The organism is Myxococcus sp. CA039A, assembly GCF_013336645.1.
Classification (GTDB): Bacteria; Myxococcota; Myxococcia; order Myxococcales; family Myxococcaceae; genus Myxococcus; species Myxococcus llanfairpwllgwyngyllgogerychwyrndrobwllllantysiliogogogochensis.
In genome coordinates this window covers 57,201-74,414 of the sequence record NZ_JABUMQ010000008.1, presented here as the reverse complement: position 1 = coordinate 74,414, position 17,214 = coordinate 57,201, and the positions used below count along the sequence as shown (strand labels likewise).

The following is a 17,214-nucleotide window of genomic DNA, read 5'->3' as shown; positions in this document are numbered from 1 at the left end:
CCCCGCGGCCACCCAGGTCCAGGTCCGCCCTCGCGAAGGGGCTTCCTCCGTGACCACGGGCACGATGTCGGGCACGGGGGCGGCGGTCATCACTGGCGTCGGCGCGAGCACCAGTCGAAGCTGGATGGGCTCGCCCGCGCGCACTTCCAGGCCCCGCTTCAGGGACAGGTGGTCCGGCAGGGTCAGCTCCATCTCATGCGCGCCCACCTCCACCGGCTCGCTCCAAGGGGTCTGCCCGCGGGCCTGACCATCCAGGAGCACCTGGGCTCCCGAGGGCTCGCTGTCCACCGTCACCCGAGGCCGACGCGCAGCCTCGAGCCGCGTCTCCAGGTTGGTGATGCGGTTCTGGACTCCCTCGCGGTCCTTCGCCTTGGGCACCAGCCGCAGGTACTCACGATAGGAGGTCAGCGCCTTGTCCAGCTCACCGAGCTTCTCGTAACACTGGCCCAGGTTGTAGAGGACCACGCCGTTGGGCACCCGGCGATACGCCTGCTCGAAGGCAGTCGCTGCCTCTGCGTAGCGGGCCTCGTCGTAGAGGCGGGTTCCTCGCTCGAAGGCGCGCCGCGCCTCGGTCCGAGCGGCGGCATTGGCTGCGACCGCCGTCGTGCCCGTCAGGGTCAGCACCAGCGCGAGGAGAAGGGGAGACGTGGCTCGAGGGGGGCGGATCATCATCGTCTCAAAAGGGGTTGGGCTTGAGCTCCCGCACCTTCTTCAACTCGGAGGCGGGCGGTTTCGGGGCACGCGGCGCGGGCAGCTTCGTCAACGTCACTTCCACCCGCCCGCTCGGCGGCAGAAATTCCACGGAGGCCGGAGCATGCCCCGCGAGCGAGAGAACCCACGGTCCTCCGTCATCCGAACGGTCCAGCTCCAGCGGCGTCGTCCCGAGGACCTGCCCCTTCGCGCTCACCGTGGCGCCCGAGGGCTCGGAGACGATGGACACGCGAAGCCGGGGCGCTGGAGTCGGAGCCCGCACGGGGGCAGGGGACGCGGCCACCTGGGCTGTCGCCGGAGGCTCGCGTTGAGAGAGCAGTCCGGCCAGGACGATGAGCAAGGTCAGCACGCCACCCGCCACCCCCCACCGTACGCCTCGCTTCGAGGGCGAGGCGCGAGGGGGCGTCACCGCCGGGCTCACGGAGACCGGTGCCGACCTGGCGATGGGAGTGGGGAAGGGGGTCGTGGTCCGTGCCGTCACCAACCCGCCCGGCAGGTGCCCCGAGGCGAGCGCCTCCAACTCCTCGCGGAATCGCGCCATGGAGGGACGCGCATGCGGCTCCTTGGCGAGCGCCCGCACCACCAGCGCATCCAGTTCGGCGGGCAGGCCCAGCTCCGGGCGCCGCTGGCCGGGGGGCTCCACCGTCGCTTCCAGGTGCTGGAGCATGGTGGCGAAGGAGTTCTCCCCATGGAAGGGCGGCGTGCCGGTGAGCAGCTTGTAGGTGAGCGCGCCCACCGCGTAGACGTCCGCGTTCACGTCCACCGCGCCGCCCGACACCTGCTCGGGGGCCATGTAGTCCGCGGTGCCGAGGATGGCGCCCGTCTGCGTGAGCTTCTCGCCCTCCAGGTGGTTCATCTTGGAGATGCCGAAGTCCACCACCTTGACGAAGTCCGGCCTCCCCCCGCGCGACACCAGCATCACGTTCTGCGACTTCATATCGCGATGGATGATTCCGCGCGCATGCGCCGCCTCCAACGCCCGGCACACCTGCACGAGAATGGGAACGGCCCTCGCCAACGGCAGGACGCGCTCACGCCGCAGCAGCGTGCCCAGGCTCTGGCCGTCCAACAACTCCATCACGTAGAACAGCTCGCCCTGGGCGGTGCGCCCCAGGTCCGTCACGTCGACGATGTTCTCGTGGCCAATCTGGCTGGCGGCAATGGCTTCCAGCTCGAAGCGACGACAGAAGGTCGCATCGCGCGACAGCTCACCCCGCAGCACCTTCACCGCCACGCGCTTGCCCAGCCCCATGTGCTCGGCCAGGTAGACCACTCCCATGGCCCCTTCGCCCAGGAGAGACAGGAGCCGGTAGCGCCCCTCGAGCACCATGGGCAGCAATGCCTCGCCATCCTGGGCGCAGTAGACAACTCCCTCTGCATACTCGCTCTGGCACCTCGAGCACCGCGGCATCGTGGGGCGAGAGGTTAGCACGCGGACATTCCTGGCATGTGCCTCAGCGCACCGCGTGTTTGCGCAAGAGTTTGATGACGTGGGCCCGGTCCACCTCGGCTTCGCGCGCCATCTGACTCACATTGCCGCCCGCGGAGTTCAAACGCTGGCGCAGGTACGTCTCCTCGAAGTGGTCCAGCCAGGCTTCCTTTGCATCCTTGTACGAAAGATCCACGCGCACCGAGGGAAGGCTCGGCACGGAGCCCGGCGTGGGAGTGCCCTGGACGAACGCCGCGTCCAGCGCTCCGGACATGGCCACGCTGCGCTCCACGAAGTTGCGCAGCTCGCGCACATTGCCTCGCCAGGGAAGCGACATGAGCTGGCGAAGCGTCTCCGCGCCCGGGGGCGTGTACGGTCGCGGCGGCAGCCCGAGCGAGCGGAAGGTTTCCTCCCACAGATGTCGGAGCAGCAGCGAGAGGTCCTCCAGGTGGGCCCGCAGCGGGGGCACGCTCACCATGCCCACCGCGAGGCGGAAGTAGAGGTCCTCCCGAAACTCCCCCCGGTTGACGCCCGCGCGCAGGTCCCGATGGGTGGCGGCCACGAAGCGCACGTCCACGGGCCGGAAGGCATCCGCGCCCACGCGCTTGACCTGCCGGCGCTCCAGGGCGCGCAGCAGCCTGGGCTGCACCGCCAGCGGAAGCTCGCCAATCTCGTCGAGGAAGAGCGTCCCTCCATGGGCGGCCTCGAAGGCCCCGCGCCGCTCATGGGTGGCGCCGGTGAAGGAGCCCTTCTCATGGCCGAACAGCTCGCTCTCCACCAACTCCGGGGGAATGGATCCGCAGTCCACCACCACGAAGGGGCCGGAGGCGCGGGGGCTCCGTTGATGGAGCGCCTCCGCCACGAGCTCCTTTCCCGTGCCGCTCTCTCCTTCGATGAGCACGGTGGCATCCGTGACGGCCAGCCGCGCGAGCCGCGCGAACAAGGCCCGCATCACCGCGCCCTCGCCGACCAGCTTGCCAAAGTGTGGCTCGGAGTGGAGCGGCACCACGTCCTGCTCGGCCACCCACGTGAAGCGCACCGTGGTGTTGCCGAAGGCCAGCGTGGAGCCATCCACCACGAAGGCGTCCGTCACCCGGACGTGGTCCACCCGCGTGCCGTTGGTGCTCTCCAGGTCTCGCAACCGGTAGCCGCCAGGCTTCCGCTCGAGCTCGGCGTGGAAGCGGGACACGGTGGGGTCGCTCAGCACCAAATCGTTTCCGGGCGCGCTGCCGATGGTGAGCCTCTCCGAGGACGAGGACACCTCGATGTTCGTGTCCGGGCCCGTGGAGACCTGGAGTCGCACTCGGCGGACAGACAGCCCACCTGGCGTGTCCTGGGGGGAGATGACCTCGGTATGCTCTGACATGCTCGCGCTCATCCCCTCGTCATGGCGCGGAGCCTGTCCGACGCCCGATGGACCCGTCGCTTCATGAATCGTCCTCGCGCAGCTCGAGCAGGGCCGCCGAGAACGGACCGCGGTTTCCGGCCCCCCGAGAGGCGGCGGGCGCCGTGCCCTCCGAGGTGAGCGTCTCCGCCACCACCTCCGCCACGCGCCAGGGCTGCTCGCTCTCCCCCGTGCCGTCCACGGCCGCCAGCGCCCGCGCCATCTCTCCCGCGGTGGCATAGCGCTCCGAGGGGTGACGTCGCAGGGCTCGAAGCAGCACGTCCGCCAGGGCGGGGCCGGCCGTGCGCCGCAGGTCGTCGGTGGGCGCCAGCCGCGCGTCACGCACGGCGAGCAGCAGCTGCGCGTCATTGGTGGCGGAGAACGGACCCTGTCCCACCACCGCCTCGTAGAGGAGCACCGCGAGCGAGAAGAGGTCCGCGCGGCCATCCAGCGGACCTCCCTGGACCTGCTCGGGGGACATGTAGCGGAGCCTGCCTCGCGTGCTGCCCGGCGCGGTGTGCGAGGGCGTCCGCAGCCCCTTGGCGATACCGAAGTCCGTCAGCTTCACATCCCCGGTGCGGCCGAGCAGCACGTTGGCCGGGCTGATGTCCCGATGGACGATGCCGAGCAGCTCGCCCCGCGCGTCTCGCAAGCCATGCACGTGCTCCAACGCATGCAGCAGGCTCAGTCCCACATAGCGCACCAGCGGCGGCGGCAACGTGCGCCTCGCGCCCAGGACGCGCCCCAGGTCCACGCCATCCACGTACTCCAGCACCAGGTATGGGCTGTCCTGCTCCACGCCGAAGTCCAGCGCGGAGACGACATGGGCGTGCCCGAAGGTGGCCATGAGCCGGGCCTCCTGAGCGAACATCTGCCGGTAGGTCTCCTGCGCGGCGAGCCTCGGCAACATGCGCTTGATGACCACGGGCTTCTCGAAGCCCTCGGCCCCGGGGAGCACCGCGAGGAACAGCTCCGCCATCCCTCCACTCGCCAGCCGCGAGCGCAGCCGGTACCGGCCGAGCATCCCCAACTCAGTCGCGAGCGTCATGGCACCGGACCTGCCTTTGAACGCGGGCGCCGGCGGTCCGGGAGGCTCGTCCCACACATGTCCCGTTGCTCTCCAGGCTTTGCCACGCCCGCAGCATACCCGGGGGATTCGCGGACTCCCACTTTCGTCGCCTGGCGGAACAACTTCCGTCCACCCTCATTGCGTCCAGAACACTCCCACGAGCGCGCGCGAGCGCGGCCTTGTCTTCCATTGGAGACGGGGGCACAGGAGTTCCCCATGGTCCGTCTGGAAGACGCTCGTCGCATCATCGCCGCAGCCGAGAAGAAGGCCCAGGAGCTGGGTCAACCCATGAACATCGCCGTCGCCGACGAAGGCGGCAATCTGGTCGCGCATGTGCGCATGGATGGGGCGTGGCTGGGCAGCGTGGACATCTCCATCAAGAAGGCCTTCACCTCGCGGGCCTTCGACATCACCACGCAGGAGCTGGCGAAGCACTCCCAGCCCGGGGGGCCGTTCTATGGCATCCACGCGTCCAACGACGGCAAGGTGATGATCTTCGCGGGCGGTGTCCCGCTGAAGAAGAACGGCAAGGTCGTGGGCGCCGTCGGCGTCAGCGGTGGCTCCGGCGACCAGGACCATGCCGTCGCCACCGCGGGCGCGTCCGCCTTCTAGAAATAGTCGCTCAGGGTGAGCTTGCGCTTGCCGCCGTCCTTCATCGTGAGCACCACCGTCTGGCCCGCGGCGCGATACCGCCAGCGCGACAGCTGCGTGCTGGAGTAGTCGGGCCCGATGGCCTGTCCATCGATGGCGACAATCTCCTCGCCGGGCTTCCAGCCCGCGGCCGCGGCGGGGCTCCCGGGGGCGACCAGCTTCACCACGAGCCGACCCTCCGAGGGGAGGGCAATCAGTCCGGACCGGTCCTTGCGGAACGGCTGCCGCAGCGCGCGGGCGTCGGGGACCAGCATCAGCGTGTCGGTCGAATAGTCCGTAATCATCCGGAAGCGTCCGAGGACGTCGAGCCCCACGTTGCCCATGACCCGGTCCGAGGCGGACATGCTCTTGCCCGCGTCGTCGAACACCGTGGGCACGTTCTTCAGGGTGACGCCCGCGAACTGGATGTGCTTCAGCGTCGCCACGTCTCGCTCCCGCATGCCGCCCACCGCGCCGGACAGCGTCTTGGAGCTGCGCCGTCCCGTGAGCAGCCCCGCCTGCTGCCAGTAGGCGGGGAAGAGCGAGAGCGCCCCTCCATTGCCCACGTCGAACAGCACCTCGATGGCGGGCCGGTCCTCGATGGAGAGCTGGACCGCGCGCTGGCCGCCCGCGGACTCGACCAGGGGGATGCGCACCGCTCGCGGCGGAGCCTTGAAGCTTCGCGGCTCGTGGAAGGCGACGCGCCGGTTGGGGAAGTCCACGTCCACGACGAGCTGGTTGAAGGCCTCCTTGCCCAGGATGACGGGAAGCGAGTGACCGAGATGCCGCGCGACCTCCGCCAGGTCGATGACGGCGACGGTCAGCCCCGTCAGTCGCAGGTTGCCCACGGTGATGTCCACGCCGCCGGCGAACTGGGCCTGCGCCTGTCCGCCGCTGCCGACCGCCGCGAGCTGCCCCTGCGTCTTCAGCCCCAGTTCGCGGGCATACGCCGTGTCGACCACCGTCATCTCCGCGCCGCTGTCCAGCAGCACCTGCGTCGCACGGCCGTTTACCTGGGCCGGAATGTAGACGCGGTTCTCGTTGAAGAACTCGAAGGGGATGAAGCCCGTGCTGTGTCGGCCGTTCGCGAAGGTCGCCTTGCGCACGTCCTCGGGCCGTTCGAGGACGGCGGGCGGAATGGGCACGTTCAGCTCCAGCGTCTCCACCACCGTCCGCGAGTCGGAGTCCGGGTTGTCGGTGAGCTCCTCCTCCAGGAAGGGCATGCGCACGCCCTGCACCTGACGCCAGTCTCCCAGCCGCACGAAGCGGGTGACGTTGTCCTCGCGGATGAGCACGCCGTGGAGGGCCCCGTCGGCGTCATCGAGGAACAGGTCATAGAGGTCTTCGTCGCCGAACGTGACGCGCACCACCTTCCAGGTGCGGCCGTCGCGCTGCGCGTCGGGTTGCAGGGCGATTTTCGCTCCGGCACCGCCCCGCAGCGCCGTTCCGAAGTCGAGCGCCACCCGGTGCAGCGCATCGCGCGCGTCGGTGGGTGACGCGTCTTCGACCTGGCCGCTGGTGTTCACCTTCCAGCCGCCCTTGGGGGTGACGGCCATCGCTTCGCGCACCACGCCATAATCCGCGTTCATGCGGACGCGTCCGTCCCGATGGCGCCAGGACTCCATCGGGCCCTGGAGCCCGCCCGTCGCCGTCTTCCCCTGGGCGTGGATGCTCTCCAGTCGCGTGAAGGCGTCCCCGCCACGCCATGCGAGGTGCTTGTCGACGAGCGACCGCAGCGCGTCCGCCCTGGATGCGGCGGGAGTGAGCACGAGGGTCAGGGCCATCAGGCCCGGGAGGAGGAATCTCATGGAGTGTCTCCGCGCTTGGAAGTGGAAGAGGCCTGGCCCACGAGCTGGCGCAGGCCAGGCGGGCTCGAGGCAATGAGGGAGAAGGACCGCGCCAGTCGTGCGCGCGCGGACTGGGGCGCGTTCAGCCGGACCTCCGCGGACAGCCCGCTGTGCTGCAGGCAGGAGAGATAGCCGCTGTCGCTCCAGATGGCCTGCTTGACGCCGGTGCCATCCGGAGTGAGCAGCGCCACCAGGAACTCGCGGGCATCGACCACGAGCGTGAGCTGCGCGCCCGGCCAGCGCTCCCGCACGAAGTCCGCCTCGGACGAGCGCACGCAGTCGAAGGGCACCTTGGGAGTCTCGTCGTAGACGAGCCCCGCGATGGCCACGCGCCGGGAGCTCGCTTCGGTGAGCGCCTGGGTGAGGGACGCGAAGGGGGGAGGGAAGAGGTCGAAGAGCAGCCGCTCGGTGGCGCCGGCAATCATCGTCCGTGCGCGCTCCATCACCTGCGCGGTGCTCTTGAGGTGGTAGATGCGGTCGTCCTGCACCGGGGCGTGGAGCTTGCGCAGCGCGTTCGCGGCCTCGCGGCTGCGCGTCTCGAAGCCCCGCTGGAGCGCCGCGAGCACCTCGTCCGGAGGCACGGGCCGGAAGGAGCGGGGCTCGCCTTCTTCGACGAGCACGGCCCCCTTGTGTTCGAGCGAGGCGAGCGCCTGGTAGATGCTCGGAGGCGCCTTCCCCAGCGCCTGCGCGAGCCGGTACCCGGTGGCGGGCGCTCCCTTGAGCAGCTCGCAATACACCCGCGCCTCGACCTCGGTGAAGCCAAGGGCCACGAGCCCTTCATCCGCGTTCATGGACGCTGTTATTACTCGCGAATAATAATAGTCAAGCCGAAGCGCCGTGAGCCGGTGCCCCGACCTCCGGAGGGCGCCAGGGGGCAGGCGACCGTCCGAGGCCGTGCCCCGAGCGCCGCCCTGTGCTAATCCGCGCTGACCGCACAGCGACTTTTCACCCTCCAGCCCGAAAGAACTCCATGGCAGGCAGCAGTCTGATTGCGCTCATCGACGATATCGCGACCATCCTGGATGACGTCTCCATCCTGACGAAGGTGGCGGCGAAGAAGACGGCGGGTGTGCTCGGAGACGACCTGGCGCTCAACGCTCAGCAGGTGACGGGCGTGAACGCGGACCGCGAGCTGCCGGTGGTGTGGGCGGTGGCGAAGGGCTCGCTGGTCAACAAGGCCATCCTGGTCCCCGCGGCGCTGGCCATCAGCGCGCTGGCGCCCTGGCTGGTGACGCCCCTGCTGATGGTGGGCGGCGCCTTCCTCTGCTTCGAGGGCTTCGAGAAGCTCGCGCACAAGTTCCTCCACAGCGAGGAGGAGGACACCGCGCACCGCGCCGAGCTGCGCGAGGCACTGGTGAACCCGAGCGTGGACCTGGTAGCGCTGGAGAAGGACAAGATCAAGGGCGCGGTGCGCACCGACTTCATCCTCTCCGCGGAAATCATCGCCATCACGCTGGGCACCGTGGCGACGGTGAGCTTCGCCACCCGCGTCTCGGTCCTGGTGGGCATCGCCCTCATCATGACCGTGGGCGTGTACGGGCTCGTGGCGGGCATCGTGAAGCTGGACGACGCGGGGCTGTATCTCAGCCGCCAGTCCGGGGCCTTCCAGCGCAGCCTGGGCGCGGGCATCCTCCGCGCCGCGCCGTGGTTGATGAAGTTCCTCTCCGTGGCGGGGACGGCGGCCATGTTCCTGGTGGGCGGCGGCATCCTCGTGCACGGCGTCTCCCTCCTGCACCACGCGGAGACGTCCTTCACCGATTGGGTCACCACCGTGCCGGGTGTGGGCCGCCTCCTGGGGGGGCTCGCCCCCATGCTGCTCAATGCCGCGGTGGGTCTGGGCGCCGGAGCCGTGCTGGTCCTGCTCGTCGTCCTGGGCAAGAAGGTGATGAAGGGGAAGGCCGCGAAGAAGTAGCGCGGAGCGAGCGCGGGACCCCCGCCTCGATTCCTCCCTCCTGGCCAGCGCCTCTTGAAGGTGCCCAGGAGGGAGCTGTCGAGGCGACTGGATGGACCGTCATTCCAGCGCTCAGCGCTTCAGCGGGTCGCCGTGCTTCTGGTTGAGCGCCACGGCCTCGTGCACCAGCGCCGCGAGCGAAGCCGGGAGCCGCTGGCCCGACTGGATTCTCACGTACCGCATCCCGTCGCTGTCACCCTCCAGGATGCCGTCCGCATCGCGCATCTGCCCGCCACGCCAGAACCCGAGGGTGACATGCGCCTTGGCCGCCTTCACCAGCGCGAAGGGGCCCGCATGGTCCCACACGGGGTGTCCCCACTTGATGTAGGCCGATGCGCCGGGCGCCTCCTTCGCGATGAGCGCCGCGAGCGGGCGCACGAGGTCCTGCTGCCAGCCCTCCATCCTGGCGACAAAGGCGTCCACCGCCGACCCCTGCGCCGATGACGTCTGGGGGGTGACCTGCGCCGGCGCGAGCTTCGGTACGGGGCGCTCGGACCTGTCCTTCGACGAGGACTTCCGCGCCGTGGGGGCCTTCTTCGGGGGCGCGACCTTCTTGGGCGCTTCGTTCTTCTTCGACGTGGCGGTCTTCGAGGTGGAGTTCTTCATCGCCGCCTTTCGGGGCGCGGACTTCTTCGCGGTAGCCATCGGGTGGTGCCCTCCCTATTGGGTTCGGTTCGCTGCTTCACCCTGGCGACGAATGACCCACTGGGAGATCGACACACCCCTGCTTTTCTTGTCGGGCCCCTCGAAGCGGCTGGAGTTCCCGAGCCACCCTGACGCCCGTCGCCGTGGCGGGTTCGAGGGCACTGCGAAGTGGCGGTGGCACCCGCGTAAGGGTCGCGCCACGACGGCCTTGTCCGGAAAGGACAGGCCCGGGCTCGCGTCCTCAGAGGGAGCCGGGCCGTGCACCAGTCTTGCACTGACAGCGCGGCTCACAAGTGAAGGAGGTTCTCATGCGATGGACGCGCACGTTGTCCCTGGGTGTGCTGGTGATGCTGGGAGGCTGTACCGAGAGCAAGGTGGATGCGGACCAGGAGATCGCCCTGAGTGGGCGATTCATCGACGAGGCCGGCGCACCGCTCCCGGAAGCGCTGTTGAAGCTCTACCGCAGCGAGAACTCCTCGTGCGCGTTCGCGGGCTTCACGTCGAGCTGGAAGTCGGTGAAGACCCGGGCTGATGGCACCTTCGAACTCGACCTGCTGGGCGCGGACACCCGCAACGGGAGCATCGCGCGCTGCTTCGTCGCCCGCTCGCCCGAGCAGTCCCAGGGAAGGAGCCTCTCGGCCTTCTTCCTCATCCAGCAGTCAGGGGTGGCGCTGCCCACCCTCCAGGAGTGGACCGGCACGCTGACGGCCACCGGGGAAGCGCAGGGCGTGGGTGTGGGCTTCCGGCCCCTGTCCGCCACCCACGGCGCAGGGGACGACGACCACGTGCTCTCCGTTCACACCACCTCCCTCAGGGCGGCCTGGCAGGTCCCCAAGGTCACCTCGCCGGTCCACCTGAGCGACTCCGTCCTCGAGGACGTCCAAGGACTCAAGGCCTCCATCAGCGTCGAGCGCGAGGCGAATGCGGGGGGCGTGACGGTCGGCCTCTCCTACTCCAGCAACTTCGTGGCGCTGCCTCGCCGCGCGCTCGTCCCGGTGAGCCGTGGCGCGGCGTGTACCTACCTGAACGCGGAGACGCCCTGCCGCATCACCAACGGCGACCTCAGCGGGCTCGTGCTCTTCCAGCAGGGAGTCCGGGAGGTCGCCGTGCAGCTCTCGCGGCCCGTGGTTCCGCGCAAGGCCGTGCTGCGCAACTTCGAGGTGTCCGGCACCATGACCGAGCTGTTGCTGGAGGGCAGCGCCGACGGCACCCAGTGGCTGCCCCTGGCCAACCTGCTCGGCGGCGCTGGCGTGCGGCTCTTCATGGAAGTGGACCTCACGGGCACGACGTCCGTGTCGCACGTCCGCGTGCGAGCCACCCCGAGGGATACGACGGGAGAGCTTCGCTCGCTGGGACAGCTCTCCGTCTTCGAGTAGCGACGCGCTCGCGGACGGCTACCCTTCATGGCGCCACAGGTCCGGCCGGCTCGCGAACAGCTCCATCGTCCATTCGATGAAGACCCGCGGGCCGGCGCCCCGCGGGCGTGCGGGTGGGTAGACCAGGAACAGGGGCCGGGCTTCGGGCCGCCAATCCTCCAGCACCTGCACCAGCTCCCCGGTGGCGACGTACGGCTCCACCACGAAGCGGGGCGCGAACATGATGCCGAGGCCGGCCAGTCCGGCGGCCAGGTACGCGTTGGTTTCGTTGAGTGTGAGCAGGCTGCGGCCCTGGACCTCCAGCCGCTCCCCGTCGCGGAGGAAGACGAAGGGGAGCTCCTTGCCACTCAGCGACGAGAAGTAGCTGACCACCGCGTGCGTCGGGCCCGCCAGCTCTCGCGGGTGGCCTGGCGCACCGTGACGCTCCACATATCTGGGGGACGCGCACAGCCAATAGCAGAGGTCTCCCAGGTGTCGCGCCACCAGGGACTCATCCTTCACGCCCCCTCCGCGAATGGCGCAGTCGACATTGTCCGCGAGCAGGTCCACGACGCGGTCGCTCACCCCCAGTTCGATGTGCATCTGCGGGTAGCGCGCGTAGAACGACGGCAGCGCGGGGACGAGCAGCAGCCGGGAAATGGTTCCGCTCGACTCCACGCGTAGGCGTCCCCGGGGGCCGCGCCGTGACTGGGATAGCGTGGCTTCGAGCTCCCGCACCTCCCCGAGCAGGCGCAAGGCCTGGTGGTAGTAGGTCATGCCCTCCGGCGTGACAGTCACGCGGCGCGTGGTGCGGTGCAGCAGCTTCACGCGCAACTGCGCCTCCAGTTGTTGGATGAGCCGGGTCACCGCTGTCTTCGGGCGGCCCAGCGCGTCCGCCGCCTTGGTGAAGGTGCCGCTCTCCACCACGCGGACGAACGCCTCCATCGCCGTGAACCTGTCCATCTTCCACCTCCGCTGACGGCATATCGCGTTCAGCCCGAGGGCCGCGGGCTCCTGATTGTTTCTGGGGTGAAACAGTGTGTGTGACGCGCGCCCGTTTATCCGAGGCGAGGTCGGGCGCTACTTCGTCACCCATGACAAGACCTCTTCCTCGCGGTGTCTTTCTCGCTGTCTCACGCGCCCTGGCCTTGCTGGTGATGGCCACGGCTTCACTGCTTCCGGCCGCTGCCCACGCGGCCGCGCCCCAGGTGCGAACGCAGGCACCTGGCTTCTACCGGATGATGCTCGGAGACTTCGAGGTCACCGCGCTGTCCGACGGAACCGTCCCCCAGACGGTGCGCGACGTGGCGACGCACACGACGCCGGAGCGGGTGAAGGACCTGCTCGCGCGCGACCACCTCGAGGACCCCGTCGAGCTGTCCATCAACGCGTTCCTCATCAACACCGGCACGGCGCTGGTGCTCGTGGATACGGGCGTGGGTGGCTTCTTCGGCCCCGGCGTGGGAGGCCAACTCCAGCAGAGCCTCCAGGCCGCGGGCTACCAGCCCGAGCAGATTGACGTGGTGCTGCTCACGCACATCCATTCCGACCACTCCGGCGGCCTCATGTCTGGCACGCGCCGGGCGTTCCCCAACGCCATCCTCCAGGTCCACGCGCGCGAAGCGGACTTCTGGCTGGGGCGTGAGAAGGCGCGGGGACAGGTGGACCCGAAGTACTTCGAGGAGGCGCGGGCGATGGTGGAGCCCTACCGGGTCGCGGGGAAGCTGAAGACGTTCGGAGGCGGGGACTCCATCGTCCCGGGCATCCGGGGCATGCCCACCGCGGGACACACGCCGGGGCACAGCAGCTACATCATCGAGAGCCGGAGGCAGCGGCTGGTCCTGTTTGGCGACCTGATGCACTTCGGTTCGGTGCAACTGCGCGAGCCGTCGGTGACGGTCGCTTACGACGTGGATGACCGTGCGGCCGCGGCCCAGCGAGCGCGCACATTCGCTGAGGCGGCGCAGCGCGGCGACCTGCTCGGCCTTTCGCACATGCCCTTCCCTGGACTGGGCCGCCTGGGCGCGGAGGGGAGGAGCTACCGGTGGATTCCGGCCAATTACAGCTCAGGCCAGCGGTGGCCGGAAGCGAAGGTCCTCGCGGAGTGATTCGCTCCCGGCTCTGTTCACTGGTGTGCAGGTTGTCTGGGGAGGGGACACCTCCGCAGGCCGTGGCGACCGGGTTCCGGACAAGTCCAGGGGGCCACTATTGACGTTGTGCCAATAGCGGCCCATCATCCCTCTCACGAATCGCTCTCATGGCCTGTCAACGCAGCCGGTCGTCGGTTGCCGCGCAGGCCGCCACTGTCGAACTCCACCCTCCGGAGGCGCGCAACGGCTGCACGTTGACCATGGCCTGGCGGACGAACTCCGAGCTGCGCTCGACGATTCTCCTCCCCGCGGACGTCCGCCCCCGCCGACCGGGAAGTGGGAACACGCAGCGAAGGAGGAGGGACCCATGAGCGCAGTCAGGAAGGCGTTCGCAGCGCGCAGTACCGCTGTTCCATTCATTCGAGTGTTGCTGGCCATGGGGACACTGGCGATGCCCGGTGTCTCCGTCGCCAGTGATTTGCTGGGCAGCAGCCGAGGCGGCTCGGCGCAGTGGGACTTCTGTTATGGCAAGCCGGACGGTGCCGTCCTTCCGGTGGACCCACGAACCCTGGTGCAGCCCGGCGTCAGCAACGGCCGGGCGGTGCACTTCAATGCCTTCTGGAAGAACTGTCATGTCAATCCAGAGGCGGTGCAGGAGGAGGGCGCGGCCAGGACTTGCGGCGAGCTGCGTGGACGCTTCAGTCGCGGGGAGGGGCTGCTGACGAACGGCCATCCAGGCGTGGGTGCGCTGTTCACCGGCACCGACGCCACTCGCCCCGAGGCGGGCTTCGGCATCGCCACCTTCTCCGCGGCGCAGTACAACGAGCTGTGGCGTGTCTGGGGCTTTCCATTTCGTCCCGACAACTTCGATGCCCTGGTGGCCCAGCGCTACGGGTCGGGGCTGAGCACCGAGCGCAATCCCTATCCGCTGCCCTTGCAGCTGCCCAATCGCACCAACGGAGGAAGCGGCCAGCTGCCGCAGATGCTCACGCAGCTGCGCAACCCGGACGGGAGCTGGAGCGGACGCATGGGAGTCACCTGTCACGCCTGCCACAGCGGCGTGGTGGGCACTCCTTCGGACGGCCCGGGCCTTGGGGTGTTGATGGGCGGCGGCAGCAGCCTGGCGGACCTGGACCTGTTCCTGAGCGACCTCTTGCCCCTGGGGTATCCGGCGTCGCTGGCCACGTTCCTGAACCTCAACCGCACTCGGGGCACCAACAACGCCAGCGACATCAACCTCGCCTTCCTGTTCCCGGACGAGGAGCCGCTGACGCCCTCGGAGGTGATTGGCCTCATCAATTCCGGTTCGACCGCCGGAATGGATACGCCCGCCTGGTGGAACATGGGGCACCGGCCGGTGAAGTTCATCGACGGCGTGTTCCCGATGGATGCACCCCGCGTGGACATGGTGTTCTACACGCCGTTCCTCGGCCTGTTCGGCGGCCTCGGCGGGCCGGTGAGCGAAGCGGGGCAGGACTGGATGCGCGCCAACGGCCCGGCGCTCAACACCTGGGTGGAGTCGCTCAAGTCACCGCCCTATCCGCTGCCCGTCAACACGTCGCTGGCCGAGCAGGGCGCGGTGCTGTTCCACACCCTCGACATGTGGGCTCCGGGGCGCAACAACGCCGTGCCACGGCCTCAAGGCAATGGGTCCTGTGCGAGCTGCCATGGGGCCTACTCACCCCGCTACGTCAATGACCCGGCGTTCCTCGCGACACCCGCGTTGGCGGGCATGGCGAGCTACATCGCGCCGCTGCGCATCATCGGCACCGACCCGGTCCGGGTGAACACCAACAACGCCGCGGTGCAGTCCGCTGGCGCCAAGAACTTCTTCGGCTATCCGCAGACGGCTGGCACCGCGCAGGACTGCGGCCCGCAGAATCAACCCCACCTTCGTGGAGACCGCGAGCACGGCTATCTCGCGCCGCCGCTCTACGGGGTCTGGGCCACCGCGCCGTACTTCCACAACGGCTCGGTTCCCAATGTCTGGGAGGTGCTCAAGCCCGCTGACCGCAAGCCCATCTGGCGCCGCGTCTCCGCTCCACCGCGCTGGGACCAGCCGCTCGTCATCATGGGCTTCGACACCAGTCTGCAGCGCGCCTACGACTCCACCCGGCTCGGTTGGAAGTACGACAGCATCGCCTGCCAGTGGCGCACGCCCTGGAATCCGGCGGTGTCGCCGTACATCAACTGCGACCCAGGCGACGAGTTCCGCACGCCCCTCGCGCAGGAAATCATGGCCGTGCTCTTCAGCAACCTGAGCGCTTCATGGAACATCCTCTTCCCACCGACGCGCACACGGCAGCAGCTCGAGGACCGGAAGATCTACAACACCCACGCGTTCGGCCAGGACAACGGCGGACATGAGTTCAACGCCGTCCTCACGGACCCGGAGCGCCTGGCGCTCATCGAGTACCTCAAGACGTTGTAGCCCCGGAGTCGTCCTCGGGCCGCCTGCTTCGACGACCTCGACTTCCGCCGAGGCCCGTCCCGGTGGGACGCGCAGGTCGCTCTCCAACTGCCCGTGCTCGTCGTGTTGGCGAGCACGGGCGGGGCAGGGTGATTACGCCCGTGCCCGTGCCGTGTCGAGCTGCTCGGGCCTGGGGATGAGGTAGGCGCGGTCGATGGTGAGAAGCCCCAGCCGCTCGAGCGCGAGGCAGGCCACGAAGCCCAGGTCCACCTCGTGGCGGTGGTGCGAGAAGGACGCCGAGCCCGGGTAGGCGTGGTGGTTGTTCTGGAAGCCCTCGCCCAGGATGAGCCAGGCGGCCAGGTGGTTGTTGCGCGAGTTGTCCCGGGTGTCGAAGTTGCGCCCGCCCACCGCGTGCCCCAGCGCGTTGACGATGCCGCCCTGCACCGGGTGGCTCATCATCCCGAGGAAGTACGCCGCGCCCAGCACCCAGCCCACGCTCAGCGCCAGCGCCAGTCCCACGCCTGCGTGCAGCGCATAGGGCAGCCACCAGAGGTTCTTGCGGTTGAGGGCGTTGAGCGGGAAGTCGAGGTCCTTTGCGTACTTCGTGTACTCGGGCTTCTCTCGCATGAGCCCCACGATGATGCGCTTGTAGTTGCGCAGTTGCTCGTTCGCGATGCCCAGCAGCCCCACATTCACGGGGGAGTGCGGGTCGAGCGGCGTGTCCGAGTGCTCGTGGTGCAGCCGGTGCATCACCACCCACGCCTTGGGGTCCAGCCCGGTGAACCAGTTGCCGCCCACCACGAGCAGGCGCCGCAGCGCCGGGTGCAGCCGCACCGCCTTGTGCGCGAGCGCGCGGTGATAGCCCACGGAGATGGTGAGGATGTTGAGCAGGTAGGCGCCAGTGAAGACGAGGCCGCAGAGGATGAGGTACACGGAGGTCTCCTGAAAACCGGCAGGTAGCCTACTCACCGGTAAGTTACGTTTAAGTAACCTACGCTCGGGTAGCCCAGAGGTCAAGGTGGCCAAGAAACAGCGTTTGACGGGCCCGCAGCGGCGCGCCCAGTTGCTGGAGGTGGGCCGCGAGCTCTTCGCCTCGCGCGGCTACGAGGCGACGTCCATCGAGGAGGTGGCGGCGAAGGCCGGCGTCTCAAAGCCCATCGTCTACGAGCACTTCGGGGCGAAGGAGGGCCTCTACGCGGCCATCGTGGAGCGGGAGATGGACGGGCTGGTGCAGGGCATGTCGGATGCCATCGCCCAGGGCAGCGCCCGCGAGCGCTTCGAGGCCGCGGTGCTGGTCTTCCTCACCTACGCGAAGGAGGAGCCCGCGGGCTTCGCCGTCCTCACGCGCGACTCGCCCACGTCCAGCGCCCGGCGCGGCCTCACGCGCGTCATCGACGACCTGGCGCAGCGGGTGGGAGACATCTTCCAGGCGGAGTTCAGCCGAGCGGGCTTCAACCCCAAGGTCGCCCCGGTGTACGCCAACGCGCTCGTCGGCATGGTGACGCAGGTGGGGGTGTGGTGGGCGGCGGAGGGCCGTCCCATCCCCCTGGAGCACGTGGTGCGGCACGTGTCGGCGCTGGGCTGGATGGGCCTGCGGCACCTGCCGCGCGACCCCTCGGCCAGTGGCCTCCGGACCAAGGGCAAGGCCAAGGGCTGAGTGCGCCGTGTCGCGCGGGTGTCCGTCTGGCGATTC

At 69.1% G+C, this 17,214-nt stretch carries 15 protein-coding genes; 6 read left to right on the top strand and 9 right to left on the bottom strand.

Annotation, left to right across the window (positions count from 1 at the left end):
* From HR086_RS02465 to HR086_RS02450, 4 genes are all read right to left on the bottom strand, one after another.
* On the bottom strand, positions 1 to 672 hold a 672-nt coding region (locus HR086_RS02465; RefSeq protein ID WP_174464739.1), incomplete at its 3' end, for a tetratricopeptide repeat protein.
* Between the two features lie 4 nt (positions 673 to 676).
* On the bottom strand, positions 677 to 2,041 hold the full coding sequence (locus HR086_RS02460; protein WP_254626147.1) for a serine/threonine-protein kinase: 1,365 nt from the start codon (positions 2,039 to 2,041) through the stop codon (positions 677 to 679).
* 124 nt (positions 2,042 to 2,165) lie between these two features.
* Positions 2,166 to 3,506 (bottom strand): sigma 54-interacting transcriptional regulator, encoded by a 1,341-nt coding sequence (locus HR086_RS02455; RefSeq protein ID WP_174456288.1) that lies wholly within the window; start codon positions 3,504 to 3,506, stop codon positions 2,166 to 2,168.
* 61 nt (positions 3,507 to 3,567) lie between these two features.
* Complete coding sequence (locus HR086_RS02450) at positions 3,568 to 4,572, bottom strand: serine/threonine-protein kinase (RefSeq protein WP_174464737.1); 1,005 nt, start codon at positions 4,570 to 4,572, stop codon at positions 3,568 to 3,570.
* Between the two features lie 237 nt (positions 4,573 to 4,809).
* Here HR086_RS02450 and HR086_RS02445 point away from each other — a divergent pair, with 237 nt between their 5' ends.
* Positions 4,810 to 5,205 carry a heme-binding protein gene (locus tag HR086_RS02445; RefSeq protein WP_141640314.1) on the top strand — a complete coding sequence of 132 codons (396 nt, stop codon included), beginning with the start codon at positions 4,810 to 4,812 and terminating at the stop codon, positions 5,203 to 5,205.
* On the opposite strand, the gene HR086_RS02440 is transcribed toward HR086_RS02445, so the two are convergent.
* Positions 5,202 to 7,031 carry a retropepsin-like aspartic protease gene (locus tag HR086_RS02440; protein ID WP_174464736.1) on the bottom strand — a complete coding sequence of 610 codons (1,830 nt, stop codon included), beginning with the start codon at positions 7,029 to 7,031 and terminating at the stop codon, positions 5,202 to 5,204. The two genes, HR086_RS02445 and HR086_RS02440, sit on opposite strands and share 4 nt — an antisense overlap.
* Complete coding sequence (locus HR086_RS02435) at positions 7,028 to 7,861, bottom strand: TrmB family transcriptional regulator (RefSeq protein ID WP_174464735.1); 834 nt, start codon at positions 7,859 to 7,861, stop codon at positions 7,028 to 7,030. Before HR086_RS02435 ends, HR086_RS02440 begins: the two co-directional genes overlap by 4 nt.
* A 179-nt stretch (positions 7,862 to 8,040) precedes the next feature.
* Here HR086_RS02435 and HR086_RS02430 point away from each other — a divergent pair, with 179 nt between their 5' ends.
* Positions 8,041 to 8,982, top strand: a complete 942-nt coding sequence (locus HR086_RS02430) for a DUF808 domain-containing protein (RefSeq protein WP_141640311.1) — start codon at positions 8,041 to 8,043, stop codon at positions 8,980 to 8,982.
* 111 nt (positions 8,983 to 9,093) lie between these two features.
* Here HR086_RS02430 and HR086_RS02425 read toward each other — a convergent pair whose 3' ends face one another.
* Positions 9,094 to 9,666, bottom strand: a complete 573-nt coding sequence (locus HR086_RS02425) for a DUF1801 domain-containing protein (protein ID WP_174464734.1) — start codon at positions 9,664 to 9,666, stop codon at positions 9,094 to 9,096.
* Positions 9,667 to 9,974: 308 nt separating this feature from the next.
* Here HR086_RS02425 and HR086_RS02420 point away from each other — a divergent pair, with 308 nt between their 5' ends.
* Positions 9,975 to 11,042 carry a hypothetical protein gene (locus HR086_RS02420; RefSeq protein ID WP_254614796.1) on the top strand — a complete coding sequence of 356 codons (1,068 nt, stop codon included), beginning with the start codon at positions 9,975 to 9,977 and terminating at the stop codon, positions 11,040 to 11,042.
* An 18-nt stretch (positions 11,043 to 11,060) separates the two neighbouring features.
* Here the strand turns inward: HR086_RS02420 and HR086_RS02415 are convergent, their stop codons facing one another.
* Positions 11,061 to 11,984 carry a LysR family transcriptional regulator gene (locus HR086_RS02415; RefSeq protein ID WP_174464733.1) on the bottom strand — a complete coding sequence of 308 codons (924 nt, stop codon included), beginning with the start codon at positions 11,982 to 11,984 and terminating at the stop codon, positions 11,061 to 11,063.
* Between the two features lie 131 nt (positions 11,985 to 12,115).
* Here HR086_RS02415 and HR086_RS02410 point away from each other — a divergent pair, with 131 nt between their 5' ends.
* The gene (locus tag HR086_RS02410; protein ID WP_174464732.1) at positions 12,116 to 13,129 is read left to right on the top strand and encodes an MBL fold metallo-hydrolase; all 1,014 of its coding nucleotides are present in this window, start codon (positions 12,116 to 12,118) and stop codon (positions 13,127 to 13,129) included.
* A gap of 349 nt (positions 13,130 to 13,478) precedes the next feature.
* Complete coding sequence (locus HR086_RS02405; RefSeq protein ID WP_174464731.1) at positions 13,479 to 15,542, top strand: hypothetical protein; 2,064 nt, start codon at positions 13,479 to 13,481, stop codon at positions 15,540 to 15,542.
* A 132-nt stretch (positions 15,543 to 15,674) separates the two neighbouring features.
* On the opposite strand, the gene HR086_RS02400 is transcribed toward HR086_RS02405, so the two are convergent.
* Positions 15,675 to 16,454, bottom strand: coding sequence for an acyl-CoA desaturase (locus HR086_RS02400; protein ID WP_174456280.1), 780 nt, complete (start codon positions 16,452 to 16,454; stop codon positions 15,675 to 15,677).
* Positions 16,455 to 16,539: 85 nt separating this feature from the next.
* On the opposite strand from HR086_RS02400, the gene HR086_RS02395 reads away from it, so the two are divergent.
* Positions 16,540 to 17,178 carry a TetR/AcrR family transcriptional regulator gene (locus HR086_RS02395; RefSeq protein ID WP_174463896.1) on the top strand — a complete coding sequence of 213 codons (639 nt, stop codon included), beginning with the start codon at positions 16,540 to 16,542 and terminating at the stop codon, positions 17,176 to 17,178.
* The last annotated feature ends 36 nt before the right edge of the window (positions 17,179 to 17,214 follow it).